We start from the raw sequence: 12296 nt of genomic DNA, 5'->3' as shown, positions 1-12296 counted from the left end.
TCCAAAGATATGTTCGCCTCAGAAAGTAACCGTGGCCAGGCCCTCCGTTCGCTCGCGATGAGCACGGTGTTCGTTTCGATGTCCTCCGCCGCTTGGGCCGCCAATCCGGACCCCTCGCAGAGCTCCACGGTCGGCATGACGGTGAACAACCCGGCCACCTCCGCGGCCACCACGGTGACCAGCTTGGTCACGGACCCGGCCGGCACGCCCACCGCGGGCACGGTGGCCTTCGTGAGAACGGCGGACGGTTACATCTTCCTGGTGAAGGCCGTGGGGGACGTCGTCTACAACGGCGATACCCCTCCCCAGGGCTTCAAGATCCAGAGCAAGAACACCACCACCAAGGAGGTGGTGCTCGCTCCGTTCCCGGCGGATCCGGATCCGGCCAAGAACGGGACGATCACCGTTTCCTATCAGACGGTGTTCTCGACCAACACGACTCTCCAGACCCTCCTCACCCCCGGCGGTGGCACCGCGGGGGATGCGGCAGTGGCTCCCACCGTGGTGGGCGGTGCCGCGGGCGTGAGAATCGTCGGCGTGGGTGCGGGCGGTTCGAATGGCCGCGCGGGCGCGCTGGTGGTGCCTCCCTCTTCCGGCGGCAACGGGGCCACGGGCCCTGCCGTCTCCAACACCAACACCACCGTCATTTCGACCAACAACCAGATCGGCGTCGAAATCGGCAGCATCGGTGGCAACGGTGGCAATGGCGGCAGCGCCTACCTCTCGGTTTGGAGCGGCCGCAACGGCGGTGACGGTGGCGCGGGCGGCACGGTCAATTTCACCAACAGCGCGGGCATCCAGATCGCGACCACCGGTGACGACAAGTACGGCGTGTTCGCCTACAGCCGCAGCGGTGCCGCGGGTGCCGGTGGCTCCGGCTACGGCGCTCCGGGTGGCGGCTCGGGTGGTGCCTCCAGCGATGGCGGCAGCGTCACGGTCGACAACAAGGGCAACATCATCACCACCGGCAATGGCGCTCACGGCATTTACGCCCTCAGCGTCGGCAACAAGGGCGGCGGCGGCGGCAGCCAGTGGGGCATCGTCGGGGCCGGTGGCTCCGCCGGCACCGGTGGCAATGGCGGCGCGGTCTCGGTGACCAACTCGGCGGGCGGAACCATCTCCACTTCCGGTGAGCAGGCTCACGGCATCCTCGCCCAGAGCATCGGTGGCTCCGGTGGTTCGTCTGGAACGACCGGGAACCTCATTCTCTCCCTGCAGGGCTCCTCCGACAACGGTGGCAATGGCGGCACCGTGACGGTGACCAACAACGGCTCGATCCTCACCACCGGCAAGGAGTCGAAGGGCATCTTCGCCCAGTCCATCGGCGGCGGCGGCGGCTCCGGCGGCACCTCCGGCGGCCTGATCGCCCTCGGCGGCTCCGGCTCCAATGGCGGCAGCGCCAGCATGGTGACCGTCACCAACGGCTCGACCGGGTCCATCACGACCACCGGTTTGAGCTCCGATGCGATCTTCGCCCAGTCCGTGGGCGGCAGCGGCGGCTCCGGCTCGAATGCAGGCGGCTTGGTCGCCGTGGGCGGCGGCGGCAGCGCGGCCGGCAGCGGCGGCGCGGTGACCGTGGAAAACTACGGCACCATCTCCACAGCCCTGGACAATTCCCGCGGCATCGTGGCCCAGTCCATCGGCGGCGGCGGCGGTGATGGTGGCAATTCCGGTGGCATGGTCGCGGTCGGCGGCAAGGGCTCGGGCGGCGGTTCCGGCTCCACGGTCACCGTGAAAAACGGTGGATCGATCACGACTCTCGGCAATGACTCCCGCGGCATCATGGCCCAATCCGTCGGCGGTGGCGGCGGCAACGGCGGCAGCACCGGCTCCGTGGGCGTCTTCGCGGGTGTCGCGGTCGGGGGCTCCGGCTCCAACGGCGGCGCGGGTGGCAACGTCAATGTCGTGCTGCAAGGCGTGGATGCGAGCAATGCCTCGCTCATCAGCACCTCGGGCGATCGCTCCACCGGTGTCTTCGCCCAGTCCGTGGGCGGCGGCGGCGGTAGCGGCGGCGGCGCGGTCCAGGTCTCCGTGGGCGTCGGTTTCGCCGGGGCCTTCGCGGTCGGCGGCCAAGGCGGCAAGGGCGGCGATGGCGGCGTGGTCAATCTCACCAAGGGCACCGGCTACAGCGTGGTGGAGACGGACGGGGTCGACTCCGCGGGCGTCTTCCTCCAGAGCGTGGGCGGTGGCGGTGGCAATGGCGGCTACTCCGTCGCAGTGGCCGCTTCCGGCGGTCCGGTGTCCGGCTCGCTCAGCGTTGCCGTGGGCGGCAATGGCGGCACCGCGGGCAAGGGCGGCGAGGTCACCGTGGGTTCCTTCAATGCCACCACGGGAGCCCTCATTTCCACGGGCTTCGACGGCAGCATTTTGACCAAGGACGAACGCTCCACCGGTTTCTTCGCCCAGTCCGTGGGCGGCGGCGGTGGCAATGGCGGCCTCGCGGTCGGCGCGGCGGGCAGCGGCTCGCTGGCCTTCAGCGGTTCCATCGGCATCGGCATTGGCGGTGAAGGCGCGGGCGGTGGCGATGGCGGCAAGGTTGCCGTCGGCATCGGTGGCAACATCACCACCGAGGAGGACAACTCCACCGGCCTGCTCGCCCAATCGGTCGGCGGCGGCGGTGGCAATGGCGGCGGCTCGATCGCGGCCTCGCTCGCTGGCTCCGGCGGCGGCGCGGGCAGCATGAGCCTGGCCATCGGCGGCAATGCCGGTACCGGCAGCAAGGGCGGCGACGTCTGGCTCGCCACCCGCACCGGCACCATCACCACCGGCGGTGAAAACTCCACCGGCATCATCGCCCAGTCCATCGGCGGCGGCGGCGGCAATGGCGGCTACTCCATCGCCGCGGGTGCAGCGGGCGCGGGCGTCGGTGCCGGTGCGCTCGACATCGGCCTCGGTGGCAAGGGCGGCGGCGGCGGCGCGGGCGGCATCGTCATCGCGGATCTCCAATCGAACGTCAGCACCGCCAAGGACAACTCCGGCGGCATTCTCGTCCAGTCCGTGGGCGGCGGCGGTGGCAATGGCGGTTTCAATGTGGCGGTCGGTGCGGCGGGCGCAGGCACCGGCAGCGGTGCGGTTTCGGTCGGCCTCGGTGGCAAGGGAGCCACCGGCGGCATCGGCGGCGATGTCACCGCCTCTTCGACCGGTAAGATTGATACTTTGGGCAACAACTCCGCGGGCTTCGTCGCCCAGTCCATCGGCGGCGGCGGCGGCAATGGCGGCTACAGCGTGACCGTCGCTGGATCCGGCGCGGGCGTTGGCAGCGGCGCGGTCAACGTCGGCCTCGGTGGCAGTGGCGGTGCCGGCAACAACGGTGGCATCGTCACCGTGAACACCTCTCTCGGCAAGATCACCACCAAGGGCTCCGATTCCATCGGCCTGCTCGCCCAGTCGATCGGCGGTGGCGGTGGCAATGGCGGCTTCAGCGTGGCGGTTGCCGGGTCCGGCGCGGGCACCGGCAGCGGTGCGGTCAATGTCGGCCTCGGCGGCAGCGGCGATGGCGGCGGCATTGGCCAGAAAGTCACCCTCACCGCATCCAACGACGTCAGCACCTCCGGGAAAAACTCCGCGGCGGTCGTGGCCCAGTCCATCGGTGGCGGCGGCGGCAGCGGCGGCTTCAGCGTCTCCGGTGCCGGCACGGGTGCGGGCGTTGGCAGCGGTGCCATCAGCGTGGGCCTCGGCGGCAAGGGCGGCGGCGGTGGCGATGGCGGTGAGGTCAAGGCGACCATCTCCGGAGACATCGACACGCTTCTCGAAAACTCCGCCGGTATTCTCGCCCAGTCCATCGGCGGCGGTGGTGGCGATGGCGGCTTCAACGTGAACGCGGCCGGTTCCGGTGCGGGCACTGGCAGCGGCAGCATCGGCGTGGGCCTCGGCGGCAGCGGCGATGGTGGCGGCGATGGCTACAAGGTCGATGTCAGCTCCAGCGGCACGATCACCACCAAGGGCAACAATTCGACCGCCTTCATCGCCCAATCGATCGGCGGTGGCGGCGGCAATGGCGGCTTCAACGTGAACGCGGCGGTCTCCGGCGCGGGCACCGGCAGCGGTGCCATCGGCGTGGGCCTCGGTGGCAGCGGCGGCGGTGGTGGCCATGGCGGCATCGTGATCGCCAAGACCAGCGACTTCATTTCCACCACCGGTGACAAGTCCGGCGGTATCCTCGCCCAGTCCATCGGTGGCGGTGGCGGCAATGGTGGCTTCAATGTGAACGTCGCCGGTTCCGGCGCGGGCACCGGCAGCGGCTCCGTGGGCGTCGGCCTCGGTGGCAGCGGCGCGGGTGGCGGTTACGCCATGAGCGTTGATCTCACGGTCGCCAACAACGTCATGACCACCGGCAAGAACTCCGCCGGTATCATCGCCCAATCGGTCGGCGGCGGCGGCGGCAACGGGGCCTTCGATGTCACCGCGTCCCTCTCCGGGGCCAGCACCGGCAGCGGTGCGGTCGGCGTGAGCATCGGCGGCAGCGCGGGCACCGGCGGCTACGCGGGTGCGGTCACCACCACGGTTACCGGCAGCGTTTCCACGGCCAAGGAAGGTTCCGCGGGCATTCTTTCCCAGTCCATCGGCGGCGGCGGCGGCAATGGCGGCATGTCCGTCGCGGGCGCGGTTTCTTTCGCCAGCACCGGCACCGGCGCGGTCAGCATCGGTCTCGGTGGCTCGGGTGGGGACGGCAGCTACGCCGGCAAGGTCATCAGTGGCGTCACCGGGGATGTCTACACCGTCGGCAACGACAGCGGTGGCATCGCGGCCCAGTCGATCGGCGGTGGCGGCGGCAACGGCGGCATTTCCATCAGTGGCTCGATTGCCGCGGCCAAGACCGGTGCGGGCGCGCTCGCCTTCGGTCTCGGCGGCTCGGGCGGCAAGGGTGGCGACGGCGGTGAGGTCGAAAACACCGTGACCGGCTACGTGCAGACCCAGGGCAACCACTCCACCGGCATCCTCGCCCAGTCGCTGGGCGGTGGCGGTGGCAACGGCGGCCTCAATGTCAGCGGTGTCTTCACCGCGTCCAAGCAGGGCAGCGGCGCCCTCGCGATCGGCATCGGTGGCTTGGGTGGCGACGGCGGCAACGCCAAGTCCGTCACCAACACGGTCACGGGCGGCACCGTCACCACGGGTGATTACTCCGATGCCATCGTCGCCCAGTCACTGGGTGGCGGCGGCGGCAATGGCGGCCTGAACGTCAGCGGTGCGGTGAATCTCAGCAAGGAGAACGGCGGCAGCGTCGGCATCGGCGTGGGCGGTTTCGGCGGCAATGGCGGCGATGCCTTGGATGTCACCAGCACGGTGAAGACCACCGCGGCCCACAACCAGATCGGCACCACCGGGGACAACTCGTCCGGCGTCGTGGCCCAGTCCATCGGTGGCGGCGGCGGCAACGGCGGCACCAATGTCACCGGTGCGGTCAATGTCACCGGCAAGAACGGTGCCGCCATCGGCGTCGGCATCGGCGGCTTTGGCGGCGGCGCGGGGGATTCCGGCATCGTGACCGTGGATGTCACCGGAGACATCATCACCATGGGCAACCAGTCCCACGGCATCCTCGCCCAGTCGATCGGCGGTGGCGGTGGCAATGGCGGCACCAATGTCAGCGGCACCATCGCTTTCACCGCGGCTTCCTCGGGTCCCGCGAAAACGCTCGCGGCCTCCATCGGTGTGGGTGGCTTCGGCGGCGGCGGCGGCAAGGCCGGTGCGGTCGATGTGACCTACGACGGCACGATTTCCGCCCTTCCCGGCACCTATCATCCGCCCGTCACCGATCCGGTGACCCACGTGGTGACGCCTGGCTATTTCGAACTGGATGAGAATGGCGCGGGCTCGCACGGCATCGCCGCCCAATCGATCGGCGGCGGCGGCGGCAACGGCGGCCTCAATGTCAGCGGCGGCCTTTCCTTCGCCCGCGGCGAGGGTGACGCCTACGGCATCATGGTGGGAGTCGGCGGCTACGGTGGCAATGGTGGCAACGCCGACACCGTGGATGTCCTCGTCACCGGGGGTAAGAGCATCTCCGCCTATGGTGCCGGTCATTCCGGCATCCTCGCCCAGTCCGTGGGCGGCGGCGGCGGCAATGGCGGCACCAATGTGAGCGGCGGCATCGTGTCCGATTCCCCGCTCGTCGTCGGCGTGGGCGGCAGCGGTGCCAATGCCGGTGTCGCGAAGGACGTCACCGTCACCGCGACGGCCGACATCTACGCGTCCGCGAAGGATTCCCAGAACCTGGCCTCCGCCGGCATCATGGCCCAGAGCCTCGGCGGTGGCGGCGGCAATGGCGGCCTCAACGTCAGCGGCAGCATCGCCATCGCGAAGGAAAGCAGCGTTCCCGCCATCACCGTCGGCGTCGGCGGTTCCGGTGGCGCGGGTGCCATCAGCGGTGACGTGACCGTCGACCACACCGGCAACATCGCGACCTCCGGAAACTGGATCCACGGCCTCATGGCGCAGAGCATCGCCGGTGGCGGTGGCAACGGCGCCCTCAACGTGACCGGCGCGTTCAACTGGTCCGACTCCGACAACTCCGGTGGCAAAAAGGACATCACCGTGGTCGCCGGGGTCGGCGGCAACGGCGGCAAGGGCGCGGACGCGGGCGACGTCAAGGTCACCCAGAACGGCATCGTCACCACCAAGGGCGACAACGCCCGCGGTGTGGCCGCTCAGTCCATCGGCGGCGGCGGCGGCACCGGCGGCATGAACGTCACCGGCGTCTTCAGCCGCAGCAGCTCGCCCATTTCCGTGGGCGTCGGCGGCTCGGGTTCCGGCGGCGGCCACGCGGGCGCGGTCGAGGTCACCCGCGGCAGCGAGACCGCTTCCACCGGCACCATCACCACCGATGGCAAGAACGCCTACGGCATCGAAGCCTCCAGCATCGGTGGCGGCGGCGGCGACGCCGGCATGAACTTCAACGCGGGTGTCACCATGGCGGGCAAGAACCCCGACGACGGCGGCTTCGTCGCCAACTTCGCGATCGGCGGCGCCGGTGGCGAAGCGGGCAACGGCAGCACCGCCAAGGTCACCAACTACAGCGACATCCTCACCAAGCAGGCCAACAGCCACGGCATCATCGCCCAGTCGATCGGCGGCGGCGGTGGCAATGCCAATTTCAACCTCTCCGTGACCTACGGCGGGTTCAAGGATCCCAACAAGGAGAACAAGACCCTGGGCTTCGCCCTCGCGGTCGGCGGTGCTCCCGGCGATGGCGGCCATGGTGACAACGTCGATGTGGTCCAGGTCGGCGACATCGAGACCTTCGGCAAAGAATCCTACGGCATCCTGTCCCAGTCCATCGGCGGTGGCGGCGGCAACGCCGGCATGGACCTCGCCATGGCCATCTCGGACGGCGGCGGCGGCTCGATCACCATCGGCCGTATCGGTGGCAAGGGCGGCTACGCGGGCAATGTCACCCTCTCCTCCGACGGCAGTATCCTCACCCATGGGGACGGCTCCTTCGGCATGCTGGCCCAGTCGGTCGGCAACGGCGGCGGCAACAGCTCCTCCACTTCCGTCGCCATCACCGGTGCCGACACCGAGGAAAAACCGGCCGAGGCGGTGAGCGTCGCGGTCGGTCTTGAAGGCGGCGAGGGCGGCTACGCCGGCACGGTCTTGGTCGAGGCCGAGGGCTTCGTCGATACCCACGGGAAAAACGCCCACGGCATTTTCGCTCAATCCATCGGCGGCGGCGGCGGCAACGGCGGCTCCGCCAACACCTTCGGCCTCAGCAGCGCCACCATCGGCGTCGCGGTCGGCGGCAAGGGTGGCATCGGCGGCTACGGCAACACGGTGACGGTCAAGAGCAACGCCCAGGTCCGCACCTACGGCGATGGCTCGGTCGGCATCCTCGCCCAGTCCGTTGGCGGCGGCGGTGGCACCGGCGGCATGTCCAGCGCGGGCGGCGTCAGCTCGAAGGTCGATGGCCTTTCCGTCAGCGTTGGCGGCAATGGCGGCACCGGCATGTATGCCAGCAAGGTGACCGTCGAGAACGGGGGCATCGTCATCACCGATGGCGTCGGCTCCCACGGCATCCTCGCCCAGAGCCTCGGCGGCGGCGGTGGCAACTCCGGCATGGCCATCAACGCCGTCCTGAAGAACACCCAGAAGGACCCGACCAACGGCGGCATGATCACCGTCGGCGGCAGCGGCGGCAGCGGCGCGATCGGTGGCGAGGTCGAGGTGAAGAACACCGGCGGCATCGGCACCAGCAAGGAAAGCTCCATCGGCATCTTCGCCCAGTCCATCGGTGGCGGCGGCGGCAATGCCGACACCGTGGTCAGCAGCAATGTCACCGGTTCCGCGGGCGGCAACAACCTCAGCATCACCATCGGCGGAAAGGGCGGCACCGGCGGTGCCGGCGGCAAGGTCACCGTCACCAACAAGACCAACGACGATGACGACAGCGGCAAGATCATCACCGTGGGCAACTACTCCCACGGCATCGCCGCGATGAGCATCGGCGGCGGCGGCGGCACTGGCAGCACCGCGATCAGCGTGCTCCGGCCCACCAAGGGAACGTCCGCGGACGCCACCACCAACGCCCTGCTCTTCAACCTCGGCGGAGCGGGTGGCAGCGGCGGCACCGGCGGTGTTGTCGAAGTCGACAACGAGGGCTCCATCACCACCTACGGCTTCAAGGCCCACGGCATCCTCGCCCAGTCCGTGGGCGGCGGCGGCGGCAGCGGTGGCGTCAGCGTCACCGGCGACCTCGCCCTCGGCAAGAAGCCCGATGACAACACCGGCAAGGTGGTTTCCATCGCCCTCGGCGGCTCCGGTGGCGATGGCAACGACGGCGGTGCCGTCACCGTCGACAACAGCGGCTCCATCGAGGTCTTCGGAAAGAGCGCCTACGGCATCTACGCCCAGAGCGTCGGTGGCGGTGGTGGCGATGGCGGCTTCGCGGCCACCCTCTCGCGGAACATCCTCTTCAACCCGAAGACGGACATGGCGAAGTCCTTCATGAACATCGGCCTCGGCGGCTTCGGCGGGGACGGTGGCAATGGCGGCAACGTCACGGTCAACCACACCGGCTCGATCATCTCCCACGGCGACAATTCCTACGGTATCTTCGCCCAGTCCGTCCGCGGCGGCGGTGGCAATGCCGCCTACGAACTCACCGCCCCCACCTGGATGGCGGCCGACTTGGTCATCGAGGGCGCCCTCGGCGCGCGCGACGGCACCGCGGGCATCGCCGGCACCGTCACCCTCAACACCACCGGCACCATCGTGATGTATGGGAAAAACAGCACGGCGCAGCTCGGCCAGTCGATCAACGGCGGCGGCGGCAACGTCGAGCTGTTCCTGGACGTCAGCAAGCACGCCGTCGCCCTCGGCGACGATGGCGTGGAGCTGCCCGACAACGGCGGCGACGTCGACACGGTGATGGGCTTCATCAAGTCCACCGTCAAACTCGGCACCGACTTCGCTTCCAACTGCGCCGCCAGTGCCGTGGAGGCCACCCACGTTGGCGACCTCTACACCTCCGGTGAAAAGGCCATCGCCTCCCTGCTCCAGTCCATCGGCGCGGGCGGTGGCAATTCCACCCAGGAAGTCGTCGTCAACACCAACGCCACGGTCGATCTCAACCTCGAGCTCGGCAGCACCGATGCCACCAACAGCGCGGGCGGCGACATCAAGTCCACCCGCACCGGCCAGGTGATCACCACCGGCGATGGCTCCGGCGGTGTCGAGGTCCAGTCCATCGGCGGCGGCGGCGGCAACCTGTCCGTCAATGTCGTCCGGGTGCCGGACCTCACCCCCACCCCGTTGGCAGCCTTTGGTGCCCTTTCCTCCGGACCGGCGCTTATCCCGCCGCCGGTGGTCACCGATGCGTCTCTCGGGGCCGATGGCGGAGCCGCCAACAACGGTGGTGTCGTCAACCTCCTCACCACCGGCGATATCGGCACCGCCGGTGACCGCGCCTACGGTGCCCTCTACCAGAGCATCGGTGCGGGCGGCGGCAAGCTGGACCTCACCGGTCTCGAGGCCCTCGCCCTGTCCCTGGGTGGCAAGAACGGCGCGTCCGGCAATGGCAACAGCGTCACCCTGGACAACACCGGCATGATCTACACCGAGGGTGAACTCGCCCACGGCCTGATCCTCCAGTCCATCGGCGGCGGCGGCGGAGCGGTCTTCACCGACCTCGATCCCGCGAACATCACCATCACCAAGAACACCACCAACACCGGCAACGGCGGCATCATCGATCTCACCCAGAAGGGCGATGTCGTCGTCCATGGCGACCGCGCGGTCGGGGTCATCGCCCAGAGCCTCGGCGGCGGCGGTGGATTCGTGGATGACTTCTTCTTCGGCAGCACCGGTGGCACCGGTTCCTCCGGAGCCGTCACCCTCCGCATGATCGGAAACGTGGTGGCGGATGGTGAAGGCGGTGTCGGCATCTTCGCCCAATCGCAAGGTGCCGGTGGCCAGGGCAACATCAGCATCGACCTCGCCGCGGACAAGTTCCTCTACTTCGGCGAGAACGGCACCGGCATCAGCTTCTCCGGCGGTGCCGCGAACTCGTTCGTCAACCACGGCACCGTCTCCGGCGCCGATGGCCTCGCCGCGTGGAGCATCAAGGGCACCGATGGCAACGAGGTGATCGACAACAACGGCGACTTCCTCGGCCAGGTCGACCTCGGCGCGGGCGCGAACAAGTTCGTCAACCACACCGATGGCGTCATGGTTCCCGGTCCGCTGTTCCTCCTCGGAGCCGCCGCCAACCAGCTCGTCAACGACGGCATCCTGCTCCCGGGCAACATGCTCCTGGCGCAGCACACCGACGTCACCGGCAGCTTCACCCAGAGCGACACCGGCATCACCTACGCCGAGCTCGACTTCGGCAGCGAAACCATCGACCAACTCTACATGACCGGCACCGCCAGCCTCGATGGCAAGGTGAATGTCAGCCTGCTCAATCCGCAGCTCGTCAAGTCCGGCCACTTCCAGAAGGTCCTCTACCACGGCGATGGCGGCGTGACCAACGACGGCCTGGAGCTCGTCACGGCTCCCTCCATGGTCATCAACTACCAGATCCTCTACCCCACCGGGAAGGACGCCATCCTGGACTACACCGTCGACTTCTCGCCCTCGGGCAAGCTGGGTCGGAACCTCACCGAGGTTGGTAGCTACATCAACCGCATCCAGAACGCCGGCAGCTCGCCCGCGCTCGCGGATACCGTCATCAAGCTGCTCTACGATCCCACGATCCAGGCCTACAAGGAGTCCCTGTCCATGCTCACCCCGGACTTCTACGCCGAGCAGCAGGCCGAGGTGCTCCGCGGCAGCCAGCGCTTCGGCGAAACCCTCTTCGATGGCGGTGCCTACCGCTACGGCAAGAAGGGCCGCCTGCTGTGGTTCGACTTCGAAAGCTCCGACACCGTCCACAGCGGTTACGACGACTACAAGACCGTCCGCCACAATTCCAATGGCTTCGCCGCGGGCTTCGAGCAGGAGTTGAAGAACGGTTGGATCGTCGGGGCCGCCGCCGCCCTGGAAGAGAACACCGCGGGTGGCTATGATGGCCGCTGGAAGGCGAATGGCGACACCGAGCGCCTCGGTGCCATCATCAAGCGTGACTTCGACGGCACCGAAATCGCCGGCGTCCTCTCCTATAGCTGGAACCAGGCCCAGTCCCGCCGCTCCGGCGCGGTCACCACGCCGTACTACACCCACATCGATCGCGATCTGGAGGCCCTCACCGCCATGATCCGCGTCTCGCATGAGTTCGCCAGCGACGGCCTCTACATCAAGCCGATGATCGACTTCGGAGCCTCCCGCCTGAGCGCCGAATCCGCCACCGAAACCGGAGCCGGGGCCACCAGCCTCGTCCTCGGGGACTACAACGAAGCCCACGCCTGGGTCCGCCCGGCGATCGAGTTCGGGAAGGTCATTCCCTTCCAGTCCGGTGCCCAGCTCCGCCTCCACGCCGAGGTCGCCTACCAGCACTTCCTCACCCCGGATCACACCAACGTCATCGCCGGCTTCGCCGGTGCCCCGCGTGGTGTGGCTCCGATGGACCTGCCGGTCGCCCTCGGTTCCGTGGGCAGCCTCAGCTTCGGCGCGGACCTGCTCTTCGTGAACGATGTCTCCGTCGGCCTCGACTACACCAAGGCCATCAACCAGAACTACGACATCGACTCCATCAACCTCAAGGTCAGCACCAGCTTCTAAACGGCTGCCGCCACAACCTGATCACCCAGGCCCCGGAGCGCCCGCTCCGGGGCCTGTTTTCTTTTCAGAGCTCCAGTGCTCCGGACAATACCCGGCCCGGAAATCCGCCAATCAGGCCTCCTCGGCACGAATCTCCCGAACAG

At 68.5% G+C, this 12296-nt stretch carries 1 protein-coding gene; it reads left to right on the top strand.

What is annotated here, in order from left to right:
• Positions 1 to 9 precede the first annotated feature (9 nt).
• Positions 10 to 12153: an autotransporter outer membrane beta-barrel domain-containing protein gene (locus llg_RS06460; protein WP_338288887.1), complete on the top strand. Its 12144-nt coding sequence runs from the start codon at positions 10 to 12 to the stop codon at positions 12151 to 12153.
• Positions 12154 to 12296: the final 143 nt, after the last annotated feature.

Origin of the sequence: Luteolibacter sp. LG18 (assembly GCF_036322585.1) — a bacterium.
GTDB lineage: Bacteria > Verrucomicrobiota > Verrucomicrobiia > Verrucomicrobiales > Akkermansiaceae > Luteolibacter.
The sequence above is the reverse complement of the archived record's forward strand: the minus strand, read 5'-3'. Positions and strand labels throughout refer to the sequence as shown.

Coding starts and splice junctions, on each gene's coding strand:
- llg_RS06460 (WP_338288887.1), top strand. CDS start 10: ATGTTCGCCTCAGAAAGTAACCGTGGCCAGGCCCTCCGTTCGCTCGCG.